Annotated in this window: 23 protein-coding genes; 8 read left to right on the top strand and 15 right to left on the bottom strand. The window is 38.3% G+C overall.

The window, feature by feature from the left end:
• Positions 1-103: 103 nt before the first annotated feature.
• Genes artM through artP form a run of 4 tightly spaced genes read right to left on the bottom strand, consistent with a single transcriptional unit; the run spans position 104 to position 2,945 of the window.
• A complete protein-coding gene (artM, locus tag X781_RS02965; RefSeq protein ID WP_025235489.1) occupies positions 104-787 on the bottom strand; it encodes an arginine ABC transporter permease ArtM in 684 nt (227 codons plus the stop codon).
• Position 788: 1 nt separating this feature from the next.
• The gene (artQ, locus tag X781_RS02960; RefSeq protein WP_025216873.1) at positions 789-1,460 is read right to left on the bottom strand and encodes an arginine ABC transporter permease ArtQ; all 672 of its coding nucleotides are present in this window, start codon (positions 1,458-1,460) and stop codon (positions 789-791) included.
• 4 nt (positions 1,461-1,464) lie between these two features.
• Positions 1,465-2,193: a transporter substrate-binding domain-containing protein gene (locus X781_RS02955; RefSeq protein WP_025235488.1), complete on the bottom strand. Its 729-nt coding sequence runs from the start codon at positions 2,191-2,193 to the stop codon at positions 1,465-1,467.
• 20 nt (positions 2,194-2,213) lie between these two features.
• The gene (artP, locus tag X781_RS02950; protein ID WP_025235487.1) at positions 2,214-2,945 is read right to left on the bottom strand and encodes an arginine ABC transporter ATP-binding protein ArtP; all 732 of its coding nucleotides are present in this window, start codon (positions 2,943-2,945) and stop codon (positions 2,214-2,216) included.
• 211 nt (positions 2,946-3,156) lie between these two features.
• Between artP and X781_RS02945 the strand changes: the two genes are divergently transcribed.
• From X781_RS02945 to X781_RS02935, 3 genes are all read left to right on the top strand, one after another.
• Positions 3,157-4,878, top strand: coding sequence for a protein-disulfide reductase DsbD (locus X781_RS02945; RefSeq protein ID WP_025235486.1), 1,722 nt, complete (start codon positions 3,157-3,159; stop codon positions 4,876-4,878).
• Between the two features lie 18 nt (positions 4,879-4,896).
• On the top strand, positions 4,897-5,466 hold the full coding sequence (locus X781_RS02940; RefSeq protein WP_025235485.1) for an elongation factor P hydroxylase: 570 nt from the start codon (positions 4,897-4,899) through the stop codon (positions 5,464-5,466).
• A 219-nt stretch (positions 5,467-5,685) separates the two neighbouring features.
• Positions 5,686-7,461: an AMP-dependent synthetase/ligase gene (locus tag X781_RS02935; protein ID WP_025235484.1), complete on the top strand. Its 1,776-nt coding sequence runs from the start codon at positions 5,686-5,688 to the stop codon at positions 7,459-7,461.
• A gap of 62 nt (positions 7,462-7,523) precedes the next feature.
• Here X781_RS02935 and X781_RS02930 read toward each other — a convergent pair whose 3' ends face one another.
• The 5 genes from X781_RS02930 to fabB all read right to left on the bottom strand — a co-directional run bounded on the left by X781_RS02930 (position 7,524) and on the right by fabB (position 12,799).
• Positions 7,524-7,868: a RidA family protein gene (locus X781_RS02930; RefSeq protein WP_025235483.1), complete on the bottom strand. Its 345-nt coding sequence runs from the start codon at positions 7,866-7,868 to the stop codon at positions 7,524-7,526.
• A gap of 10 nt (positions 7,869-7,878) precedes the next feature.
• Positions 7,879-8,379: a membrane lipoprotein lipid attachment site-containing protein gene (locus X781_RS02925; protein ID WP_025235482.1), complete on the bottom strand. Its 501-nt coding sequence runs from the start codon at positions 8,377-8,379 to the stop codon at positions 7,879-7,881.
• Between the two features lie 65 nt (positions 8,380-8,444).
• Complete coding sequence (locus X781_RS02920) at positions 8,445-9,482, bottom strand: branched-chain amino acid aminotransferase (protein ID WP_025235481.1); 1,038 nt, start codon at positions 9,480-9,482, stop codon at positions 8,445-8,447.
• A gap of 492 nt (positions 9,483-9,974) precedes the next feature.
• On the bottom strand, positions 9,975-11,243 hold the full coding sequence (locus X781_RS02915; RefSeq protein ID WP_025235480.1) for an NRAMP family divalent metal transporter: 1,269 nt from the start codon (positions 11,241-11,243) through the stop codon (positions 9,975-9,977).
• Positions 11,244-11,581: 338 nt separating this feature from the next.
• A complete protein-coding gene (gene fabB, locus X781_RS02910; protein ID WP_025235479.1) occupies positions 11,582-12,799 on the bottom strand; it encodes a beta-ketoacyl-ACP synthase I in 1,218 nt (405 codons plus the stop codon).
• A gap of 222 nt (positions 12,800-13,021) precedes the next feature.
• Between fabB and X781_RS02905 the strand changes: the two genes are divergently transcribed.
• Complete coding sequence (locus X781_RS02905; protein WP_025235478.1) at positions 13,022-15,553, top strand: class I adenylate cyclase; 2,532 nt, start codon at positions 13,022-13,024, stop codon at positions 15,551-15,553.
• Between the two features lie 59 nt (positions 15,554-15,612).
• On the opposite strand, the gene X781_RS02900 is transcribed toward X781_RS02905, so the two are convergent.
• From X781_RS02900 to X781_RS02885, 4 genes are all read right to left on the bottom strand, one after another.
• Positions 15,613-16,770 (bottom strand): chorismate mutase, encoded by a 1,158-nt coding sequence (locus X781_RS02900; protein WP_025235477.1) that lies wholly within the window; start codon positions 16,768-16,770, stop codon positions 15,613-15,615.
• A gap of 141 nt (positions 16,771-16,911) precedes the next feature.
• Entirely contained in the window at positions 16,912-18,960 is a 2,049-nt protein-coding gene (prlC, locus tag X781_RS02895) for an oligopeptidase A (protein WP_025235476.1), read from the bottom strand.
• Between the two features lie 119 nt (positions 18,961-19,079).
• Positions 19,080-19,820: a pyruvate formate lyase 1-activating protein gene (gene pflA / locus X781_RS02890; protein ID WP_025235475.1), complete on the bottom strand. Its 741-nt coding sequence runs from the start codon at positions 19,818-19,820 to the stop codon at positions 19,080-19,082.
• A 105-nt stretch (positions 19,821-19,925) separates the two neighbouring features.
• Positions 19,926-20,258 carry a helix-turn-helix domain-containing protein gene (locus tag X781_RS02885; protein ID WP_018651638.1) on the bottom strand — a complete coding sequence of 111 codons (333 nt, stop codon included), beginning with the start codon at positions 20,256-20,258 and terminating at the stop codon, positions 19,926-19,928.
• Positions 20,259-20,391: 133 nt separating this feature from the next.
• Here X781_RS02885 and X781_RS02880 point away from each other — a divergent pair, with 133 nt between their 5' ends.
• The 4 genes from X781_RS02880 (at position 20,392) to X781_RS02860 (ending at position 21,825) form a co-directional block, all read left to right on the top strand.
• Positions 20,392-20,886 carry a DUF805 domain-containing protein gene (locus X781_RS02880; RefSeq protein ID WP_025235474.1) on the top strand — a complete coding sequence of 165 codons (495 nt, stop codon included), beginning with the start codon at positions 20,392-20,394 and terminating at the stop codon, positions 20,884-20,886.
• 257 nt (positions 20,887-21,143) lie between these two features.
• Positions 21,144-21,365, top strand: coding sequence for a hypothetical protein (locus tag X781_RS02870; protein ID WP_025235472.1), 222 nt, complete (start codon positions 21,144-21,146; stop codon positions 21,363-21,365).
• A gap of 87 nt (positions 21,366-21,452) precedes the next feature.
• Complete coding sequence (locus X781_RS02865; RefSeq protein ID WP_025235471.1) at positions 21,453-21,632, top strand: hypothetical protein; 180 nt, start codon at positions 21,453-21,455, stop codon at positions 21,630-21,632.
• Positions 21,633-21,645: 13 nt separating this feature from the next.
• A complete protein-coding gene (locus X781_RS02860) occupies positions 21,646-21,825 on the top strand; it encodes a hypothetical protein (protein ID WP_025235470.1) in 180 nt (59 codons plus the stop codon).
• 116 nt (positions 21,826-21,941) lie between these two features.
• Here X781_RS02860 and X781_RS02855 read toward each other — a convergent pair whose 3' ends face one another.
• Together X781_RS02855 and pflB are read right to left on the bottom strand one after the other, a co-directional pair.
• The gene (locus X781_RS02855) at positions 21,942-22,967 is read right to left on the bottom strand and encodes a virulence RhuM family protein (protein WP_025235469.1); all 1,026 of its coding nucleotides are present in this window, start codon (positions 22,965-22,967) and stop codon (positions 21,942-21,944) included.
• A 154-nt stretch (positions 22,968-23,121) separates the two neighbouring features.
• Entirely contained in the window at positions 23,122-25,446 is a 2,325-nt protein-coding gene (pflB, locus tag X781_RS02850; RefSeq protein WP_025235468.1) for a formate C-acetyltransferase, read from the bottom strand.
• Between the last annotated feature and the right edge of the window lie 36 nt (positions 25,447-25,482).

Raw genomic sequence — 25,482 nt, 5'->3', positions numbered from 1 at the left:
CCAATACAAGCGGTTAAATTTTCATAAAATTTTGCAACTCGCAATCTATAAAGTAAAAGCGGACAAATCTGTATTTGTCCGCTTTATTATTGATATTAACTGATTAGGCTTTTTCTACTTCAAGTCGCTCGAAGGCTAATACTTTGCTTTCTAATTTTCTGAGTATTACCGTCATAATGCCTGTACTCACTAAATAGATCACACCAGCCATTCCGTAAATGGTTAGAGCATCATACTCCGTGCCATATAATTGGCGAGCATAGCCCATAATATCCATAAGCGTAATGGTTGAGGCAAGCGATGTACCTTTGAAAACTAATATAATTTCATTACTGTAAGACGGTAAAGCTCGTTTTAACGCATAAGGAATTAAAATTTTAAGTGTATCTAAACGGCTTAAACCCAATGCTGCACAGGTTTCCCATTGCCCTTTTGGAATTGCTTTTACCGCACCGTGAAACAATAATGTCGTATATGCGGCACTGTTCAATGATAATGCCAATACGGCACAGAACCAAGCATCTGAAAACAATCCCCATACAGCACTTTGCGTGATCCACTCAAATTGTCCCGGTCCATAATAAATCAGGAAAAACTGAACTAACAATGGTGTACCTGTAAACAGTGTTAAGAAACTATTAACCACCCATTTTACCGGGCGATTTTCCATTGAAAGTAAAAAAGTGAGGCTTACTGCCAACATAAAACCAACAATCAATGCCACTGCCATTAAAGCAAGACTGGTTGGAATACCCTGTGCAATCACGCTCAAATATTCTTGCCACATATTATCTGCCTCCTCTTTCAAAACGAGTAAAACGCAATTCAAGACGGCGGATAAATACCTGGCTGATTAAGGTAATCGCTAAATAAATCAAGGCTGCTAAACCATACCAAGTGAACGGTTCGTGAGTACGAGTGTTAATCAAGTCAGTTTGACGCATTAAATCGTGAACACCGATAAGCGAAACCAATGCGGTATCCTTCAGTAATACTAACCATTGGTTACTCAACCCAGGTAAAGCGTGTCGCCATACTTGAGGCATCACAATATGAATAAAAGTATAACTGCGGCTTAAACCAAGAGCCGCTCCAGACTCCCACTGCCCAAGCGGAATAGCTTGAATTGCACCACGCAAACTTTGTGAAGCATAGGAAGCAAAAATGAATGAAAGTGCCACAACACCACAACCGAACGGTCCAACTTCAACATATTGCCCTGTCAGCAATTCCAATACTTCAGGCGTACCAAAATAGATCAAAAAGACAACCAAAATTTCCGGTAAGCCGCGTAGTAATGTTAAAAAAGTACTCGTTGCTTTACGCACAACAGCCCACTTACTTGTTTCTAAGGAAACAAAACCAATAGACAGCACAAAGCCAAGTAGTAAAGAACAAACCGCTAACCCTAAGGTCATTAGGGTTGCGGTGTAAATTAAGGGGAGATAATCAGTAAACATCAGATTATTTTGTCATCCATTTATCGTAGATTTTTTGGTATTCGCCATTCTCTTTAATCGCTTTAATACCTTTATTTAGGCTTTCAACTAACTCAGCTTTAGATTTGTTTACCGCAATACCTAAACCATTATTGAAGTATTTTTTATCGGTAATTTTTTCGCCAATAAAACCTAACTCAGGGTTTTTATCGAACATTTCTCTTACCACATCAGTATCACCAAAGATAATATCAATACGTCCATTTTTCAGGTCTAAAATAGCATCTTGTAAACTAGCATAAGATGACACTGAATACTGCTTCGCTTCATTTGCAATATATTGTTGGTAAGTAGTACCGTTCTGCACGCCTACTTTTTTCGCTGTTTCAAGCGTTAAACCTTTATCTTTTACCGCAATAAAGCTTGCAGAACTTTCATAATATGGCTCAGAGAATAACACCTGTTTTGCACGAGCTTCTGTGATATCAATTGCTGAAATTGCTGCATCAAAACCACCACGACCTTTCACTAAACTTGGGATTAATGAGTCAAACGACATACTTTTGAAGTGGCAAGTCGCATTAATTTCTTTACAAATCGCATTGGCGATATCCACATCAAAGCCGATAATTTCACCTTTCTCATTGGTTAATTCAAAAGGCGGGTAGCTTGGCTCCATTGCAAAAGTAATTTCTTGCTGTGCGTTTGCCATTGCGGAGGTGGCAATTAAAGTCGCTAAAAGTAATTTTTTCATTGTTGTGTTCCTTATTTTTATTAGGAGTGTGAAAGATAATTTGCAAACTCAGCGGTTTTCGGTTGCATAAAACAACTTGCATCGCCTTGTTCAATAATTGAACCTTTTTCCATATATACCACTTTCGTTGCTACTTTGCGAGCAACACCAACTTCGTGGGTTACAATCACTTGCGTGATGCCTGTTTGTTGAAGTTCTTTAATAATATCAACAACTTGAGCAGTAATTTCAGGGTCAAGAGCTGCTGTCGGTTCATCAAAAAGTAGTACTTGTGGCTGCATCATTAAGGCTCTTGCAATTGCTACACGCTGTTGCTGACCACCGGAAAGATGCAACGGAAAACGATCTGCAAACTCGCTTAAACGTAAACGTGCCAAGTGTGTTTTCGCACGGCTTGTTGCTTCTTCTTTGCTTAGCCCAAGCACTTTCATTGGAGCTTCAATTAAGTTTTGCATTACTGTCAAATGTGGCCATAAGTGATATTGTTGAAATACCATTCCCACTTCACGGCGTAATAAACTTACTTCTTTACTATTTGTTTTCGCGGCTAAATCAAATTTATGATTTGCAATTGCTAATGTGCCAGATTGCGGCACTTCCATTAAATTTAATGTACGAATTAAGGTACTTTTGCCTGCCCCACTTGGACCAAGCAAGACAACTGTGTCGCCTTTTTCAATCTCTAAATTAATGTCAAATAAGGCTTGGTTTGAGCCGTAAAAAAAATTGACATTTTGAATGCGAATTGCCATTCGTTAAAATCCTACTACACTTTAAAATAATGAATGAATAGTAATTATTCCTGCATAAATATGCAATAACTTTTTTATTTTATTGTAATTTTTTACTAAAAAATGACCGCTTGTCGAAGTTAAAAGAGTACAAGCGGTTCAATTTCTTCAGAATTTTGCAATTTATTGCGTTATAATCCGCTCAATAGAATTTTAAAATGCTTGATTGAATATGATTAAGACGCTTTTTTCCCTATTTTTAAGCCTGTTGATGATAGGCTCATCTCACGCAGGGCTTTTCTCTTCTAAACCTAAATTTTTAAAAGCGGAAGAAGCCTTTGTTTTTTCGTTAGAAAACCGCAATGAAAACCTGCTACTTAATTGGGACATTGCCGAAGATTATTATCTCTACAAAAAAGAGATCAAAATTACACCACAGAATATTGAACTTGGCGACATCAAATTCCCAGCGGCTGAGCAGTATAATGACGAATTTTTCGGGCAGGTTGAAATTTACCGCAACGAACTACAATTAGCCGTGCCGTTTAAAGAGGTTAAAGATAATGCAGCTATTGAGGTGGTTTATCAAGGCTGCACCAAAGGTTTTTGCTACCCACCCGAACGACTAGAGCTGAAATTCGATAGTATTCTTACCGCAAATCCTGAAGAACTGGCAGAACAAGCGGTTGAAAATAGCGAAAATTTTGCAAAATCAGAACAAGATAAACTTGCCGATAAGCTATCAAACAACCGCTTTTCGATTTTTTGGTTCTTTGTTCTTGGGTTAGGTTTGGCTTTCACGCCTTGTGTACTGCCAATGTTACCGTTGCTTTCTGCCATTGTGATTGGCAATAAAGAACGACCTTCTACCGCAAAAGCCCTATTGCTAAGCCTAGCCTATGTTCAAGGTATGGCTCTAACTTATACGTTACTTGGCTTAATTGTAGCGGCAATTGGTTTGCCATTCCAAGTCGCACTGCAAAGTCCACCTGTATTGATTAGTTTATCCATTGTTTTCATTTTACTTGCTTGCTCAATGTTTGGTTTGTATGAAATCAAACTACCAAATAGCTGGCAACAAAAACTGAATGCAATGAGCCAAAAACAGCAAGGTGGTGCATTTGGCAGCGTTTTTGTAATGGGTATGATCGCGGGATTAATTGCTTCCCCTTGCACTTCAGCCCCTCTTTCAGGTGCATTGCTTTATGTTGCTCAAAGTGGCGATTTATTAACCGGAGGATTAGCTCTTTACTTATTAGCATTAGGAATGGGGCTTCCGCTTATTCTTATTACACTATTTGGTAATAAAATTCTGCCGAAATCAGGCGAATGGTTGCTAAAAGTCAAAACTGCATTTGGCTTTGTGATGCTTGCACTGCCTGTATTTTTATTAAGCCGCGTATTGCCAAGCCACTATGAGCCCTTTTTGTGGTCGGCTCTTGCCGTTGCATTTTTGATTTGGTTATTAGAGACAATTCCATCTCATTCTATAATCAAAAAAATCATCAAAATCTTTTTACTCATTGCTTTAGCCTTTGCCGCTAAGCCTTGGACAGATCTAGTTTGGAATGGCTCTCAAATCGAGAAACAAAATACTCAACACTTAACGTTAGAGCAAATTCGCTCACTTGCAGATTTAGAGGCAAAATTGACCGCTTCCAAAGGTAAAAAAGTGATGCTAGATCTCTACGCAGATTGGTGTGTTGCCTGTAAAGAATTTGAAAAATATACATTTACAGATACTAATGTTCAGCAAAAGCTCAATGAGATGGTTGTTTTACAGATCGATCTCACCAAAAACTCCACAGAGAACATTGCATTTATGCAGCATTTTAATGTATTAGGTTTACCTACAATCCTGTTTTTTGATGAAAACGGCAATGAATTAAGCCAATCTCGTGTTACCGGTTTTTTAGAAGCGAACCAATTTTTAGACCGGTTAAATAAACTTTAAAAGAATAAAAGGAAGAAAATGAATCAAGAAAACCACAAAATTGAAGATATTATTCGCATTTTTGATGACTGCTTTGCGACCGAATACAATACTCGGTTAGAACGTGGTGGCGATTACCCTATCTATTTACCTGCCTTTTTGGAAGAAGATGGCGTAAAAAGTGAACGCCCTTACAACGTGATTTTATTTGCTCACGGCTACTACAGCAGTGCATTGCACGAAATTGCTCACTGGCTGGTTGCTGGTGAAGAACGCCGAAAATTAGAAGATTTCGGTTATTGGTATGAACCAGACGGCAGATCTGCCGAACGCCAACGTGAATTTGAGAGTGCGGAAATTAAGCCTCAAGCAATAGAATGGGTACTCGCGACCGCTGCCGGCTTCCGCTATTTTGCGAGTGCAGATAATCTCTCCGGCAACCCGGGCGATAATTCTGCATTCAAACAAGCAGTATATGCTCAAGTAAAAACTTACGCAGAACGAGGTTATCTCCCTAAACGAGCTGAAACCTTGCGTAAAGCATTATGTGCGTTTTATGGCACGCCTGATGTAATTGACTTAAAACAATTTAATATTGAACGGATTTAGTTGCAAAAATCTGAAAAAATATGACCGCTTGTAAACATTACAAGCGGTTTTTTTGCAAAATTTACACACCAGACAATTTGCTAACATCATCTTCTAATTGATACTTCACTCTCCATCTAATTTCAGCGTACACTTGTTACTTTTTCCTAGATTTATCGGATAAAAATAGTTATATTAGAGTACACTTGTTCACTGAAATTTAAAATAAAAAATAGAATGATGACATCTTTAGACTTCCACTTTATCAATCGTTTTCACCAACAAGCTCAGAGATTACCTCTCCAGCCCGCAGCTCGTTTTCTCCTAAATGGGAAATGGGTGGAGTTGAATTGGGTAACATTGCAAAAACATATTGATGAACTTTCTTACGCTTTGCTAGCTAGTGGTATTGAGGTGCAAGACAAAGTGGCTATTTTCGCACAAAATATGCCTCGTTGGACGATTGCTGATATCGGCACAATGCAAATTCGTGCCGTTAGCGTGCCAATTTATGCAACGAATACTGCTAAACAAGTTGAGTATATTTTAAACGATGCCGATATTAAAATTCTCTTTGTTGGCGATCAAGAACAATATGATATTGCTATTGAAATAGCGAACAAGTGTCCACTATTACAAAAAATAGTGGCAATGAAACAGTCTATTAAATTGCGTGATATCAAAATTGCTCAACATTGGCAAGATTTTATCAACGTATCGCCAAATGATACTGAATTGAATCAACGATTAAATGATAAACGTTTAGATGACCTATTCACTCTTATTTATACATCAGGCACAACAGGTGAACCCAAAGGGGTAATGCTAGATTATGCGAATTTAGCTTATCAGCTTCAGGCTCACGATAAAGCACTTCCGAATATCAATGAAAATGATGTATCGCTCTCATTTTTACCCCTTTCTCATATTTTTGAACGGGCTTGGGTCTATTATGTTCTACACCGAGGTGCTATAAACTGTTATTTGGAAGATCCCCATCAAGTTCGTGATGCTCTTACTGCACTAAAACCGACTTTAATGTGTGCTGTACCAAGATTCTATGAAAAAATTTATGCGGCAATATGGGATAAAGTAAATCAGGCACCCAGCCACCGCCAAACCTTGTTTAATTGGGCAATTCGTTCGGCTCAATCCCATTTACTTGGTAAAAAAACAACTTTTTTAAACCGCTTGCAATACATCATTGCAGATAAATTGGTTTTATCCAAATTACGTTCTCTTCTCGGTGGAAAAATCCGTATGATGCCCTGTGGTGGTGCAACACTTGATCCTTCTATAGGTATTTTTTTCCAAAGTATTGGTATCAACATTAAACTTGGGTATGGTATGACTGAAACTACTGCCACAGTTTCCTGCTGGTCAGAGAACAATATCAATGTTCATTCAATTGGTGTCTTAATGCCTGGTACAGAAGTTAAAATCGGTGAAGAAAATGAGATTTTAGTACGAAGTGGAGCCGTTATGAGGGGATATTACAAAAAGCCTGAAGAAACCGCTAAGGCTTTCACAGCAGATGGATTTTTGAAAACAGGGGATGCAGGGGAACTTGATGCTCAAGGTAATCTTTATATTACAGATAGAATTAAGGAGTTAATGAAAACCTCAAATGGCAAATATATTGCCCCACAATATGTTGAAGGGAAAATTGGTAAAGATAAATTTATAGAACAAATTGCCATTATTGCTGATGCGAAAAAATATGTTTCTGCATTGATTGTCCCTTGCTTTGACAGCCTTGAGGAATACGCCAAGAAACTGAATATCCGCTATCAAGATCGCCTAGAGCTGATAAAAAATGCTGAAGTGGTTAAAATGTTCGAACAACGCATAAATGAATTGCAAAAAGATCTTGCTAGTTTTGAGCAGATACAAAAATTTACCTTATTATCTCAAGCATTTACAACTAAAATGGAAGAAATTACGCCTACCTTAAAACTGAGACGAAAAGTGATTTTAGAACGCTACAAAGAACAAATTGAGCAAATGTATAAGTAGCATAACTCTTTGAGTTTTAAGTGAAATTCACATAAAAGCAGATCGCAATGATCTGCTTTTTGTTATACAGCTGCCGTTACCACAATTTCCACTTTCCAGTTTGGATTAGCCAATTTCGCTTCAACCGCAGCTCTGGGTGGAGCATTATTTTCGGCAACCCATTCGTCCCACGCTCGGTTCATTTCAGCATAGTCTGTCATCTCTTTTAAATAAACCGTTGCCATTAAAATTTTGCTTTTATCGGTGTTAGCTTTTGCTAACCATTTATCAATTTCAGCCAATACTTGCTGGGTTTGAGTATAAGCGTCGGCTGTTTCATCAAGCGGCACTTGCCCTGCTAAATATGCTACGCCATTGTGAATGGCGACTTCTGAGAAGCGATTACCAACTTCAAAACGTTGAATCATATTATTTCCTCTAGCTTTTTAAACATTGTCCTTTATAAGCTTTATGCCCTTTAACTTCCTGTCTAATCTCCATTTTTTGATTAGAAAAATCCGTTACCATTAATTCAATAGTTTTATTATTTTCAGTATCAGACAGTGAACTAAATAAATTCTCTTCAAATTGTTGTAAAGCAGGATCACGCTGCAATTCAGCCCATATCTCGGTACGATGAGTGCGTTGTAATGACTGTGTTACGATACGATAAACAATTTTATTATTCTGTAAATTCCAACGTCCATTTTGTTGTATAGAATAAATAAAAATTGGTTTTTGTAGCGGGTAATTAATTGTGCCTTGATTGATAATATTACCGTTTGATGCAAACTTCAGATTATCTATCGTGCTAATATTAAAATCGTCGTAATTAATCGTACATTTCCAATTGCCAATTAATTGGTTAGAATTAGAAATGCTTGATGAACAACCGGCTAATGCGAATGCGGTTAAACCTAAAAAAATTAACTTTTTCATATTCTCTTAAAAAATAAAGCGGTAAAAAAATCTTATTTTTTGACCGCTTGTATGTGATATAAAAATTATTCTACTTTAACAATCCAGCCTTCCGGTGCTTCAACATCACCAAATTGAATGCCTGTTAATTCTGTATATAAACGGCGGGTAATTGGACCCACTTCCGTTTCAGAATGGAAAACGTGGAACTTATCTTTGTGCTGAATACCGCCAACAGGGGTAATTACTGCGGCTGTACCGCACGCACCTGCTTCAATAAACTGATCAAGTTGGTCGATATATACATCGCCTTCAATCGCATCCATACCTAAACGTTCTTTGGCAATATAGAGCAATGAATATTTGGTAATACTTGGTAAAATTGACTCTGAAATCGGCGTGATAAATTTGTTATCTTTAGTAATACCAAAGAAGTTTGCCGCTCCCACTTCTTCAATTTTCGTGTGCGTTTTCGGATCTAAATAAATTGCATCGGCAAATTTACGGGTTGCCGAACTTTCTTCCACTGCTAATTTGTGTGGTAATAAACTTGCTGCATAGTTTCCGCCCACTTTTACGCCGCCAGTACCCATTGGAGCAGCACGGTCATAGTCTGTTGTAATAAAGTTAGATGGTGCTAATCCACCTTTAAAATACGCTCCCACCGGGCAGCAAAATACGGAGAAAATAAATTCAGGAGCCGCTCTCACACCAATGTTTTCGCCAACACCAATTAAAAATGGGCGTAAGTAAAGCGTTGCACCAGAACCATAAGGACCTAACCAGTCTTGGTTTGCTTTAACCACTTCTTTACAGGCACGAATAAATAATTCAGTCGGCACACGTGGCATTAATAAACGATCTGCCGTACGTTGCATACGTTCTGCGTTTTGATCAGGGCGGAATAGGTTGATTGAACCATCTTTACAGCGATAGGCTTTTAAACCTTCAAAACATTGTTGCCCGTAATGTAAAGCGGTTGAGCCTTCGTGAATATGCAATGTATTGTCTTGCGTTAATTCGCCTTCATTCCATTTACCATCTTTCCAGTGAGCAATGAAACGGTAATCTGTTTTGATATAGGAAAAGCCTAAATTTGCCCAATCTAACTCTTTTAATGCCATTGTTGTGTCCTTTTATTTTTTTAATGTTGCTAATTAATTCAGATATTCTAAAACAAAATGGAGGTTGAAGTAAGGATTTTTCAGAGAAATTGAGTGAAAAAATTAGGACTTAAATTTATATTTTTTTACACTTTATCAGCTATTAAATAGCCTATTCACTCGCTAACATTTTCAGATTGGAGAAACAACCAAGCACCATTGTTTTCCCTAATATAATCCTAATAATTTCAATGAGTTAATCTTACTAGATAAAAAGAAAACTTACTCCCCATCAGATTTAAATTATCTGCTTATACAAGCGGTCAAAAACGAATAATTTTCTGCAAAATATACCTATCTTTATAATGAATAGCTTTTTCGGTCGATGAGAAACGATTCAAATGAAGCTAGAAGGACTAAGCACTGTGGAATACAGCACTCAGTCCTTGAATTAAATCAATCTAACTTTTCGAGACAGAGCTATTTTTAGCCGCCTTTTTCATCTCTATTAAATTAACCAATAATTCCAAACTGCTGTGCTAAGAATAATAATGCAAAAGCAGTTAAGTAAATTAAGCCAACGACTGCTAACCAGAATAATCCGCCTGTTACACGGTGCTCGCCTTTCAGCACTAATGAGAAGTTTAACCACGCAAAAATTGGCGTTGAAACAAACGATGAAATCATTGCAAATTTCAGCATTGTTGCTACATCACTCATAAATACACTAATAATTAAGATACCAATTGCTGATGTGAGTGTTAGCCAGATCGCTAATTCTGTTTGAGAATGCTCTTTACGGTTCGTTAAAATACGCAATGCTTCTGCATTCGCACGAGAATATCCGTCAATAACTGTAATGGTTGTACCAAACATACACATAAAGGCAATGAATGCAATTAACAGCTTAGACCAATCACCAATTGCAAAGGCATACATTTTGATCAATTGAGCAATGTATTTTACACCGGCTTGCTCAACTTGTTCGCCTGAACCATATTGTACCAATGCCCCTAATGCTAGGAAAACAATTGCTAAAATGGCTGTGCCAATATAGCCCACGTTGAAGTCAAAAATACCGTCTTGATAGCTGATTTTACTAAAACGTTTTTTAGCAATAACCCACATTGAGTTAATTGCTGAAATTTCAATTGGTGCCGGCATCCAACCCATTAAAGCAACAATAAAACCCAGTGCGGCTAAATTCCACGGAGACGGCTCAATAAAATCAGGGGCAACTGTAATTCCACCCTTTAAAGCCGCAATCACTACTGCAGTTACTGTTGAAATCGTTAGAGCAATCATAATCCATTTAGATAGAGAATCTAAGAAACGATATTTCCCTAAAAGCAATATTCCCCAGGTTACTACAATCACGATTGTCCCTGCCATTGGAATGCTTAAATCAAATGGAACACCTAATGCTGAAAAAATAAATTTTAAGATCGCAGCTGTAACAATGCCTACAGCAGCCGTATTAATCATTGCGGCAATCACATTTAGAATAAAGAAAATAACGAGATAAATACCACCTTTATCTTTATAACCTTCTAATAAACTTTTACCGCTTGAAAGTGTGTATTGCACGCCAAAACGGAAAAACGGATACTTAAACAAGTTCGCTAAAATAATAATAATTGCTAATTGCCAGCCATAAATTGCACCTGCTTGAGTTGAAGCAACAATATGCGAGCCACCTACAGCCGCTGATGCCATTAAAATACCGGGACCCATTGCGGCAAACTTACTTTGCCAAGTTGAACGTTCTATTTGTTGTGTCATATATTCTCCAAAATATGTGTAAGACCTTGAATAAGTTTCCATTCTACTCATAAAATAAAGTAAAAAATAGATGAAGAAAAATCTTGTTAAAAAAATGATAAAATTATTATGCTACTTAATAAATTGAAATTCTTTTATATGGCGATCATAAAAATAATTTAACAAAATTTAATGCTAAAAATATAACTAAAATCAGATAAAAATAAAATTTGATTTTTTTGCCAAAAATATAGGAAGGATATGAAACAGAGGGGAATTTGCAAATTTTTAGCCAAATTCAACTGCTTGTAGGCAATAAAAAAGTGCGTTACCGCACTTTTTTATCCATTAAGATGAAATTATTTTGAATAGCGTTGGAATACTAAGCAGGCATTTGTACCGCCGAAACCAAAGCTGTTAGACATAACAGTCGTTAATTCTTTATCTTGGCGTTCAGTTACAATATTCATACCTTCAGCTTGCTCATCGAGGGTTTCAATATTAATGCTTGGTGCGATGAAGTTGTTATCTAACATTAATAATGAGTAAATTGCTTCGTGAGCTCCTGCTGCACCAAGTGAATGTCCAGTCATTGATTTGGTTGAAGAAATAGCAGGCTTTTTATCACCAAATACATTGCGGATTGCCCCCAGTTCTTTTACATCACCCACCGGTGTAGATGTGCCGTGAACATTAATATACTCAATCTCACCATTTACCGTTGCCATTGCTTGTCTCATACAACGCTCAGCACCCTCACCACTTGGAGCTACCATATCATAGCCATCAGACGTTGCACCATATCCCACAATTTCAGCGTAGATTTTAGCACCACGGGCAAGAGCGTGTTCTAATTCTTCTACAACCACAACCGCACCACCACCTGCTATAACGAAGCCATCACGATTTGCATCATAAGCACGGCTTGCTTTGGTTGGTGTGTCATTATATTTAGAAGATACCGCACCCATTGCATCAAATTCAGTTGCACATTCCCAAGAAAGCTCTTCCGCACCACCTGCAAAAACGATGTCTTGTTTGCCTAATTGAATTAATTCCATTGCGTGCCCGATACAATGAGCAGAAGTCGCACAAGCCGAGCTGATCGAATAGTTCACACCACGGATTTTATATGGTGTTGCCAAACAGGCTGACACGCTTGATGCCATTGTTTTCGTTACCGCATAAGGACCAATACCTTTCACGCCACGCGGACCACGCACCGCATCACACGCTACTAATTGACTATGAGCCGAACCTGTACCAGCACCGATAACTAAGCCCGTACGGTCGTTAGAAATTTGTTCTTCAGTTAAACCTGAATCTTCAATCGCTTCTTTCATTGAAAGATAAGCATAAGCCGCTGCATCGCCCATAAAACGGTAAACTTTACGGTCAATTAGCTCTGCCGGGTTTAATTTAATTGTCCCTGCAACTTGGCTACGCATACCTACTTCAGCAAAATCAGGCACGAATTCAATGCCCGATTTTCCTTCTTTTAATGAGGCTAACACTTCTTCTTTATTGTTACCAATACTTGAAATAACACCTAAACCTGTAATAACAACTCTTTTCATTTTGTTTCCTTCATCATTTTGTTCTGAAAAAATAGTTAATTCAGCTTACACTTGTTCACTCAAATAAGCTACTAAAACTTGCTTATTTTACACTAAAATTATGACTGGTCTGAACTCTTTTAGAGAAAATTGTATTTTTTACTTTTTTGAGCTATTACCTTATACTATCATTACTTTTCAGCTAAAATGTTAAGTGGATCACATTTTAAAAAGGAAATTAGCGTGAAAACACTCTCCCTTGAAGCTACTACAGCAAAAATAGTAGAAGGAACTGCTATTAAGGCAAGTAAGGGAAATTTTTCCCAAAAATTAGCTTTAACTAAAAAAAGAATTGATAAACTTAATGCTTATCGCATTGAGCGGGCTATTAGTGCCAATAATCAAAGCTTTGTCCACGTTTTTTCATTGATCCCATTACTTATTCATTTTAACCACCCAAGCCTACCTTCATATGTAGAAAATGCACCGCAAGGTATTTGGCATTTTGAATTATCTGATTATCAAAAAAACTCATTAATGTCTTATAGCTTTCACGAGGCTATTTCCGATCATCATTTAAAAAATCAAACTCATTTTGATGCTCTCTACTGTATGGGGAGCACGGGGTCTATTACTCAAACCAGTCTGTCAGATTTAGATTTATGGTTATGCTATTCAAACACGCTTACTATTGAACAATATAAATTAATGGAGCTTAAAATTACTAAGCTACAAGAATGGGCAAAAACCTTTGATGTAGACATTAATATTTTCTTAATGAACCCGGAGCAGTTTAAAACTCAAACTTACAGTAGCGGTGTAACAGATGAACACAGTGGTTCAGCTCAGCATTTTTTCTTGCTTGATGAATTTTATCGTTCAGCCATACTACTTGCAGGTAAACGCTTACTGTGGTTACATCTGCACAAAGATGAATATCAAACTGCTCATAATAATCCTGAAATTGATTTAAACGAATGGGTAGATTTTGGCGATTTCTCCAGTCTTTCTACGAGCGAATTCTTTGGGGCAAGCCTATGGCAACTCTATAAAGGGATCAATAACCCTTACAAATCAGCCATTAAGATTTTATTGCTGGAATGCTATGCCCACACTTACCCGAAAACAAAATTAATTTCAAAAGAGTTTAAGAAAAAAATTCTGAGTGATGAATCAATTGAATACCATTTTGACCCTTATCTAGCAATGCTTGAGCTAGTTACCGAACATCTTATTACTCGCAAAGAATGGGTAAAATTAGACCGCTTGCGTGTCTGTTTTTATGCAAAAGCGATTGAAGGGGAAATCAGAAAAAACTGGCGTACAGAAGCGTTACAATCTTTGGTTGAGCAATGGTCTTGGAATGAGGCACAAACTACATTATTACAAAATCGCCTAAACTGGAAAATTAAGCAAGTGATGAGCCACGAAAATATGCTGATTGATCACCTGCTACAAAGCTATCGTAACTTAATCCACTTCGCTCGAAAATTCCATCTTAATCCGAGTATTATGACCAATGATACCGACATTTTAATGCGAAGACTTTACTCTGTATTTGAAACTTTGCCGGGTAAAGTACCGTTAATCAATCCGAAAATATCGCCGAACGTAGCAGAAAATGCCGTAACTTTTATTGAAGTAAAAGCCGGTAGCTCAATGCAACCAGGTTGGTATTTAGTGAATCAAGCACCCAAAAGTCAATATGATTCAAACCTTCGCTATGTTCACTACAACAAAAGCCCGGTTAAACTGATTGCTTGGGGATTTTTTAACGGCATTATAAATGCCAATACCCATTTGCACACGGCGAGCAATAACCTAAATACGCAGAAATTACGCCAATTTATTACCGATTTACGCTTAACTTTCCCGATTCAAGCACCAGAGATGACACAGGAAGATATGTATCATCCGAATAAAATTCGTAACTTAGCGATTGCGATCAATTTAGTGCAAGATCCGACGGAAACCATTACTGACTTGCCTAAAAAAGTTTGCCAAAGTGATCTATTTAATTTTGGTAAAACTCAAAAAACCTTAGTCGGTAGTGTCAGCATTATTTACCGAAATGTTTGGAATGAAATCCGCACTCAGCATTTCGACGGCGAAGATGCCATTTTAAAAGCCCTGAAATTAGTTTCTAATCGAATTTATCAAAGTGCAGCCTCACCAAATTCCGTGAATATTTTTTGCTATAGTAAATATTTACGCAGCGATCTTCGTGAGTTTGTTGCTGATTTAGTGCATAAATGTATTGCAATTCAAACAGGTTGTTTACTGCACGCCGATGAGCTACGCCACTTAAAAATTGCGGGCAAAACGTGGCAAGTGATCTTCCGTAAACAGACTGTTGGCATTAAGCAGATTGAAGAACAAGCGGTCGAAAATCGTGAAAACATTGCAAATCTAACCGCTGATATAGCCAAAGAGAAAAAACCATTTCCTCAAAAAATCAGCGAATTTGCCAGCGAAGGCTTTTTGCAATTCTTCTTTGAAGATAACCAAGATAGCAGTTTTAATGTGTATGTGGTTGATGAAAAAAATAGTGTGGAAAGTTACTATAATTGTTCCGGCAATAAAGAAGAAAAAATCCGAAAAATCAATAAATTACAACACAATAAACAGCAGAAGGAAGAAACAGACATCTCATTTGGTAGCTTTAACCACCCACAATTTTATCAACTTATTTCTCCCAATGGCGAGTTGTCTATTGTGCCGTTCCAAAGCCGCCAACATTTAGACTACCTCGCTGCTCAAGAAAGTAAATGCTAAATTACTCAAACATAATGAAGGGCTGCGTTTAAAAGCAGCCCTTGAACCATTTTTATTGATTAAAGCTTCACTGGCTCAATAATTTCACTCGGGTAGCAACCTAACACTTTAAGATAGCTAGTTACTTCTTCAAGTTCTATCAACGCTTTTTGCGTATTTTCGGAATGAATATTCGCTTCTAATTCCACATAAAACATCTCTTCCCAAGGCTTACCATAAATCGGACGAGATTCTAGTTTTGTCATACGGATATTATGGGTTTTGAATACCATCAACGCATCCACCAATGCACCGGCTTGTTGAGTGGTGGTCATCAGCAGTAAAGTTTTGGTTTGCACCTGTGGCGAAACTTGAACCGCTTGTTTTGCAAGCACAATAAAACGAGTGATATTATTCGGCTGGTTAGCAATCTCGGTTTTAATGCTGGTTAAACCATAGAGCTTACCGCCATCTTCATTCCCTAGTGCAACAATATTCGGCTTATTCAAACGTGCCACCATTTGCATTGCGTGCGAGCTGCTTTCGCAATATTTGATATGTACTTTGTCTAAAGTTGCCAAAAATTGACTGCATTGCTGTGCCGGCTGTGGGTGGGTGTAAACGGTATCTACTTCCGCTAAATCCACATTGCCGTTTGCCAACACACAATGTTTGATGGGATAAGCCAATTCTCCCACTAAAGTTAAATCGGTATGCTGTAATAAATCATAGACTTCATTAATCGAGCCTGAAGTGGTATTTTCAAGCGGTAGCACGCCAAACTCCGCCTCGCCCGAGCTGACTTTTTCAAACACTTCATCAAAAGAGCCACAGCTTAGCTCCAGCAACGCCCCTTGATATTTTTTGGCAAATTGACGAGTTGCCATATTGGAATAAGAGCCACGCATTCCTAAAAAAGCAACTGACACCTGCTCTTCTTTCTGAGCGTTGAGTTTATTTTGCAGATAAGTTTGCTGAGTCAGCACTGAATCTTCAATAATACGCTGGAAAATTTGGGTAACATATTGCGGATCGAGCTGATAATTCTCCGCTTCCGCAAAATTGACCAACTCTTGCAATAACGCTTTTTCACGCTCTAAATCCCGTAACGGCTTTTGCGTGATCTCTTTGCTACGTACCACATCAAACGCCAAACGGTGGCGTTCAGCAAGTAGCTTTAATAAATTGCGGTCAAGGGTGGTAATTTGTGTTCGAATATCGGATAAATCTAAAGACATAGGTACATTCTCGTTATAATGAATGCTGGAAATTATAACCTGTTCCCAAAGAAAGAAAAGACAAGCGGTCAAATCTGCAAAAAATTTTGCAATTTTGACCGCTTGGGTATTTTCATTTAACGCTAGTTTGCACTACAGGCTTCAGATGCCGTTACCCAAAATCCCTTTGTGTCTGAGTAACGCATCAAGAGTTGGTTTTCTACCACGGAAGCGTTCAAATAATACCATTGGTTCTTCTGAGCCGCCACGGGTTAAGATATTATCTAAGAAAGATTGCCCAGTTTCTGCATTGAAAATACCTTCTTCCTCAAAGCGTGAATAAGCATCTGCTGAAAGCACCTCCGCCCATAAGTAGCTGTAATAGCCTGCCGCATAGCCACCGGCAAAAATATGCGAGAAACTGTGTGGGGTTCTTGCCCACTCCACGCCTTTTGCCACCGCCACTTTTTCTTTCACTTCTTTTAACAATGCCAATACTTGACCTTGTTTGGTAGGGTCGTACTCGGTGTGTAGGCGGAAATCGAACAAGCCGAACTCTAATTGGCGTAATACAAACATCGCCGCTTGGAAATTTTTCGCTGCAAATAATTGCTCTAATTTCGCTTTTGGTAACGGCTCCCCAGTTTCGTAATGCCCTGAAATAAAGGCAAGTGCCTCTTCTTCCCAGCACCAGTTTTCTAAGAATTGGCTTGGTAATTCCACCGCATCCCAAGGCACGCCGTTAATGCCGGCAACATCGCCCACATCAATTTCAGTCAGCATATGGTGAATACCGTGTCCAAATTCATGGAATAAGGTAGTAACTTCATCGTGCGTAAACAATGCCGGTTTGTCGCCAATCGGCTTGTTGAAATTACAGGTTAAATAGGCAACCGGTTTTTGGAGTGAACCATCCGCTAAGCGTTTTTGGTTGATGCAGTCGTCCATCCAAGCACCGCCACGTTTGTTTTCACGAGCGTATAAATCGAGGTAGAACGAACCACGCAAGCGGTCATTTTTGTCAAAAATATTGAAAAAACGCACATCTTTGTGCCAAACATCCACACCTTGCGGCTCTTCCACACGCATACCGAAAACACGTTTCATCACTTCAAATAAGCCTGAAAGCACACGGTTTTCAGGGAAGTATGGGCGAAGTTCTTCATCATTCACTGAATATAACGCCTGTTTTTGTTTTTCGCTGTAGAAAGTAATATCCCATAAATCCAAATGCTCTACGCCAAAGTGTTCTTTGGTGAATTTTTTCAATTCGCACAATTCATTTTTACCTTGTGCTTTTGAGCGAGCGGCTAAATCGTTTAAGAAATCCAATACTTGTTGTGGATTTTCTGCCATTTTGGTGGCAAGGGAATAATCCGCATAGGTTTTAAAGCCAAGCAGTTGCGATCTTTCGTGGCGTAATTTTAAAATTTCATCAATGATGGCACTGTTATCCCATTTGCCTGCATTTGGACCTTGATCTGAGGCTCGGGTTACGAAAGCTCGGTACATTTCTTCACGCAGTGCTTTGTTTTCGCAGTAAGTCATCACCGGCAGATAGCTTGGAAATTCAAGGGTAAAGCGGTAGCCTTTTTTGCCTTTGCTTTCAGCCGATAATTTCGCAGCTTCAAGTGCCGATTCCGGCAAGCCTTTTAATTGAGCTTCGTCAGTAATTACGATGTCCCAACCCATTGTGGCATCTAGCACATTATTGCTAAATTGTGAGCTAAGTTCCGATAAACGAGCAGAAATCTCGCCATAGCGTTTTTGTTTGTCGGCAGGTAAAGAGATGCCCGATAATTCAAAATCTTGCAGGCTGTTTTCTATCGCCTTTTTCTGTGCAGTCGAATAGTGAGCAAATTCAGGGCTGTTTTTTAATTTTAAGTAGCCTTGATATAAGCCTTGATGTTGCCCCGCCCAAGTGCTGTATTCCGATAATAACGGCAAGCAGGCTTGATATTCTTCACGCAATTCAGGGGAGTTTTTCACTGCATTTAAATGCCCGACCGGCGACCACGCACGAGAGAATTTGTCGCCCGCCATCGCTTGCGGCATATAGAAATTTTCCCACGTTGGGTTTTCAATTTTTGCCACCGCTTCAATGGTTTCACGGCACTCTTTAATCACGGCTTCCACCGCAGGTTTGATGTGTTCAGGTTTGATTTTGGAAAACTCAGGCAAGCCTGTGTAATTTAAAAGAGGGTTAGACATTATTTTTTCCTTTTATAGTCAAAATGAAAATTCGTATCAAAATAATACACAAAGTTGGAGAGAAAAGAAAACAAGCGGTCATATTTTGCAAAAAACCTACAAAATATAACCGCTTGTCTTTAGAATTTGACTGTGTGTCCGTAACTTTCAATAATTTTTTGGATACGCTCTAAATCTTCTTTCGGTGGTGGCAACACGCCGTCCAGATCATATTTATAGCCTAAGGTTTCCCACTTGTGTGCACCTAAGCGATGGTATGGCAATAGTTCCACTTTCTCAATATTATCCATCCCTTGAATAAATTGTCCTAAGCGATGAGCAGAATCATCATCGTCTGTATAGCCCGGCACGACCACATAGCGAATCCAAGTCGGCTTATTCATTTTGTGTAAATAGCGAGCAAAATCAAGGGTACGTTTATTAGACACACCAACCAAATCTTGGTGAACTTCATCGTTTAACTGTTTTAAATCTAACAGAACTAAATCGGTAACTTCCAGCATTTCATCAACCACAGGGCTATAGCTACGAACAAAACCGTTGGTATCTAAACAAGTGTTAATACCTTCTGCTTTACAAGCTCTGAACCAATCACGCACAAATTCCATTTGCAACACTGCTTCCCCACCCGAAGCCGTTACGCCACCACCGGTTGCTTTCATAAAATGCTTGTAAGTCGTTACTTCTTTCATTAGATCTTCAACGGTAATTTCTTTGCCACCATCCAGATCCCAAGTATCGCGATTATGGCAATATTTACAACGCATTAAACAGCCTTGCAAGAAAAGAATAAAGCGAATTCCCGGACCATCTACTGTGCCACAGGATTCATAAGAATGGATACGTCCAACAACAGACATTTGCTTACCTCGAACCTCAAAAAATTTTGACAAATTGTAGCAAATTTTTAGATTGTTCGCAGAAATAAATCAAGCCATTAAACTTTACTCAGCGAGAAATCCCAACTATTTTTTGATCTCTTTCAGAAAATCAACTAATAGCGATTTTTGCGTTTGGGTTAATTCCTGCCAATATCGGTCGGCTTCATCGCTATTCCAATCAAATCCTTCCATACAATCGGCAAAAAAGTAACTGATCGGCGTTTTCAAAAAAGTCGCAATCGCCACCAAATGTGCCACGTTGATCTTATTCGCCCCACGCTCATAGCGTGAAAGTTGTGGTTGAGAAATATCCACATACTCTGACAACCGCTCTGCGGAATAACCCATTTCTCTGCGTTTTTGTTGAATTCTTTGACCGACAAGACGGTCGATGTCTGTTGAAATCAGCTGTGCCATAGTTATCTCATAAAATTATGCGTTTATGGCATAATTTTTTGTGATTTTGTGCATTGAATGAATACCAGTAGAGGAATACAATTAGCACAAATTATTCATCTACTGACTAAAATTTCTTTATAGGAGATAAAAAATGAATAGCTTGAAAAATTTTTTCGGTTTTTTCTTTGGGTTTAAAGGCAGAATTGGTCGCTTACATTTTGCTATTTTTCTACTTCTAATGATTCCTCTAAATTTTGTTATAGCTACTATAATGCCAACAGTTTTAGAAATTATATTTCACTCAATTAGAGCCAACCAACTTGGTTATGCTTTATTAAGTATTTTGTTTGGTGTTGGATTAGTTACGTTATGGATTGGATTAAAATATTCTCATTTAGTACGTAGAGCTAATGATTATGATGTATCAGGTTTTAAAAGTGGGTTAGTCATAGCTATCTTTATTCTGGATCTTGCTTCATTTTACTTCCTCTTTATCCAAAATTGGTTTACAAAAGAACTTTTCAGCTTAACCATTAATATAAGCCAGTTAGTATGTTTAAGTTATATGTTATTCACTAAAGGTAGTATTGGAGAAAATAATTTTGGCAAACCACAAATTCTGTTTTGGAATAAAACGAATTCTTAATTAATCTTAATAGGAGAAAATTATGTGTAGTTTAAGAAAATTGACTGTATTAGTTGTTGGACTAGCTTTTTCCTTGAGTTCTTTTGCAAACGGGTGGGAACATGCATCCCTTAAAAGTGAAGAACATATGAATGGGAGCTGGAAGAAATGTCATTACGAAACATTATCTGGATTTAGATTTACTATTAATACTACTGAATTGAGTTGTCTTTTAAGTTTAGAGGTAAATGTAGAATTAGGAAAATGGAGGAAATGATATGTATGATTATAAAATACTTAAAATAAAACAACCATTTATTCATTTACCATATAAAAATATCAATGAGTATGAAAATTTTCATAATGAACTGTTAGAGTGTTTTAATGCAGGTTATGAAATTGTACATAGCGAAGATGTTAGTTATGTATATCATCACGATATCTATTCAGATGAAGATAAATCAAACGGAAAGCTATTTATTTTGAGGAAACCTAAGTAAGTTTTATACCGCTTGTTACAGGCGGTATTTCTCTATACAGTCTTTAGTTACCGAGAATTTGCTGTTTACCATACATAGGGAGTAAAAATGAAGAAATTTCTACTTACTTTATTCGTACTTGCCATTTCCTTACCAACCCTCGCCTGCGATGAAGACTACGGTCAAGGACAACGCTATTCTACAGGTTACTATCTTAAGAACGGAAAGCTCACAAAAAGCAAAGTCAGAAACTGCTCAAATGGAATGCAAGAACAGAGCCATACTTGATAATGGTGTTATAGTGAGTTTTATCAACATCAATTTAGCAATGACAACAGGTGGTAACGGCTATAAAACCGATGCTTATATCAATGGGAAAGAGGCGAAAGAAGTGAAACGATTAAAAGGTATTCCCGCTCACTTTAGAGGTCAGTGCTACCAACCTAAATCGAAAGGTTCAAAACAAATTTATTGTATTTAGCGTACTCAATTTATCGACAAACAGCCCAATTCAGGGCTGTTTTACTTTAAAGTTGATTATTTTAAGTATATTCCAACCAATTACAAGCGGTCAGTTTTCCGTAAAAATTTGCAAACCTAACCTGCGTGGTATTTGGCTGCTATCTCTTTTACCAGTAAGTCAAAATCACTTTCATAACTCAAATCTTGTTTCACTCGGTATTTTTCAAATTCACTTAAGGCAAATGATTTAGCGATTTCAGCAGTAACTTTGCCGGCATCTTGTAAAATTTCTCGGTCTGTGGCGGCAAGAAAGCGATTGAGGCGGGTTTCCCAATCTGCCATTGTCATAGGAATTTGGCGTTCTGCCATATCTTCTGCCATATCTAAATAAGCCGATACCAGCCGTTGTAATTGTGCAAGCTCATTGTCAGACAGGTAATTTTTGGCAACGACTACATCAAAGGGATAAATTTTACCCTGCGGAGCGTCTTTCCAATTCGTTAGCCCCATATTCGGTTTTTCGGCATTGGCTCTTGCCATAATCAGTTCAGCAGCAGTATGTCCGTGAATTGCCCAGTGCAATTTATTTTGTACTGTAGCAAAAAAGCGTTTTGTGGCAGTGGCGGTGCGGTCGTAATCCACTGCGGTTGCATAAATGTCGGTGATTTTTTGGTAGAACTTGCGTTCGGATAATCGAATTTCCCGAATGCGGGCGAGCTGTTCTTCAAAGTATTTTTTGCCTAAAATCGTGCCGTCATTTTTTAGCCGTTCATCGTCCATCGCAAAGCCTTTAATCGCAAAGCTCTGTACAATTTCAGTCGCCCATTTGCGAAACTGTACTGCTCGCTCGGAATTAACTTTATAACCTACTGCGATAATGGCAGATAAATTATAGTGCTTCGTCTGGTAACTTTTGCCGTCTTGGGCAGTTATCCAAAAAAATTGGATAACTGAATTTTCAGCTAACTCATTGTCATTAAAGATTTTTTTAAGATGATAGCTGATTGTTCGTACATCAACATCATACAACACTGCCATCATTTTTTGGCTTAGCCAAACATTTTCATCCGCATAAATCGCTTCAACTTGGCTTTCGCCAGTAGCAGTAATAAAAGTGAGATATTCCGCTACAGAGGAACGAATTAAATCTTGCTTAGACATCTCTTTCTCCCATATAAAAATACTGTAATTATAAACAATATTTCTAAAGCTGTGTAAATGAATAACTATTTTTTTCGAGCGAGCTCACAAAAAAACCGCTTGTGGCATAAATGCCACAAGCGGTTGATTTTTCTAAAAGTTTTGCAAATTGCTATTACATACTTTCAGTAAAGGTACGAGTAATTACGTCCATTTGTTGCTCTTTGGTTAAAGAGTTGAAACGTACCGCGTAACCTGATACACGAATGGTTAATTGTGGGTATTTCTCTGGGTGTTCTACCGCATCCAATAACGTATCGCGATTTAATACGTTCACATTTAAGTGCTGACCACCTTCTACCGTTGCTTCGTGGTGGAAGTAGCCGTCCATTAAGCCCGCAAGGTTACGTTTTTGTGCTTCGTAATCTTTACCTAACGCATTTGGTACGATTGAGAAGGTATAAGAGATACCGTCTTTCGCATAAGCAAATGGTAATTTAGCCACAGAAGTTAATGAAGCAACCGCACCTTTTTGGTCACGTCCGTGCATTGGGTTTGCACCCGGTCCGAATGGAGCACCTGAACGGCGACCATCTGGCGTATTACCTGTTTTCTTACCGTAAACCACATTAGATGTGATAGTAAGAACAGACTGAGTTGGGGTTGCGTTGCGGTATGTTTTAAGTTTTTGAATTTTCTTCATAAAACGTTCAACTAAATCAACAGCAATGTCATCTACACGGTTGTCATTGTTACCAAATTGTGGATATTCGCCTTCAATCTCAAAGTCAGTTGCTACATTTTTCGCTACACCAACTACTTCGCCTGCTTTATTTTTGATTTCAATATCTGTACGGATTGGTTTTACTTTCGCATATTTAATCGCTGAAAGTGAGTCAGCCGCCACAGATAAACCTGCGATACCACACGCCATTGTACGGAATACATCACGATCGTGAAGTGCCATTAATGCCGCTTCGTATGCATATTTATCGTGCATAAAGTGAATGATGTTTAAGGCAGTAACGTATTGTGTTGCTAACCAGTCCATAAAGCTGTCTAAACGAGCCATTACGTCATCGTAATCTAAGTATTCGCTTGTGATTGCTTCAGATTTTGGACCAACTTGGTCGCCTGATTTCTCATCAATACCACCATTGATTGCGTATAATAAGGTTTTCGCTAAGTTTGCACGAGCACCGAAGAATTGCATCATTTTACCTACAATCATTGGGCTTACACAGCACGCAATCGCATAGTCATCATTTTGGAAATCCGGACGCATTAAGTCATCGTTTTCATATTGTACTGATGAGGTATCAATAGATACTTTTGCACAGTAACGTTTAAACGCTTCCGGTAACTGTTCAGACCAAAGAATGGTTAAGTTTGGCTCCGGAGAAGGACCCATTGTGTAAAGAGTGTGTAAAATACGGAAGCTGTTTTTCGTTACTAAAGTACGACCATCTAACCCCATACCTGCTAAGGTCTCAGTTGCCCACATTGGGTCGCCTGAGAATAATTGATCGTATTCAGGTGTACGCAAGAAACGCACCATACGCAATTTCATTACTAAGTGGTCAATTAACTCTTGAGCTTCTTGTTCGGTGATTTTGCCTGCTTTTAAATCACGCTCAATATAAATATCTAAGAATGAAGATACACGACCGAACGACATTGCCGCACCGTTTTGCGATTTAACCGCTGCAAGGTAAGCAAAATAAGTCCATTGTACCGCTTCTTGTGCATTGGTTGCCGGTTTAGAAATATCGTAACCATAGCTTGCCGCCATCTCTTTCATTTTGCCTAATGCACGGTGTTGCTCAGCAATTTCTTCACGCAATTGAATAGTTGCTTGAATATCTTCACCAGATTCCAAACGAGCTTGTAATGAAGCAAACTGACGTTGTTTATCTTTCATTAAGAAATCTGCACCGTAAAGTGCCATACGGCGGTAGTCCCCAATGATACGACCACGACCATAAGCATCCGGTAAGCCGGTAATTACGCCTGATTTACGGCAACGTAAAATATCCGGTGTATAAACATCAAATACGCCTTGGTTGTGGGTTTTACGGTATTCAGTAAAGATTTTTTCAACTTCAGGTTTAAGTTCACGACGATATACCTGACAAGAACCTTTTACCATATTGATTCCACCAAACGGCATAATCGCACGTTTTAACGGAGCATCAGTTTGAAGACCCACGATTTTTTCTAATGATTTATCAATATAACCCGGTGCGTGTGAAGTAATGGTTGATGGAGTATCGCAATCAATATCGTACGGTTCGTGCGTTTTGTTTTCGACTTTAATCATTTCCATTACATCTGCCCACAATTTACTTGTTGCAGGTGTTACTTCAGCTAGGAAAGATTCATCGCCTTCATACGGTGTGTAGTTTTTTTGGATAAAATCACGCACATTTACTTCAGTTTGCCAATCGCCGGCGGCAAAACCTTCCCACGCTTTTTGTTGAGCGTCTGTTAATTGAGTCATTTTAAGTCCTCTATGTTAGTAAGTTAAAACGGGAAG

The sequence above is a fragment of the Mannheimia sp. USDA-ARS-USMARC-1261 genome, from assembly GCF_000521605.1.
Taxonomy (GTDB): Bacteria; Pseudomonadota; Gammaproteobacteria; order Enterobacterales; family Pasteurellaceae; genus Mannheimia; species Mannheimia indoligenes.
Note: the sequence above shows the minus strand (reverse complement) of the source record. Positions and strands in the feature narration are given on the sequence as shown.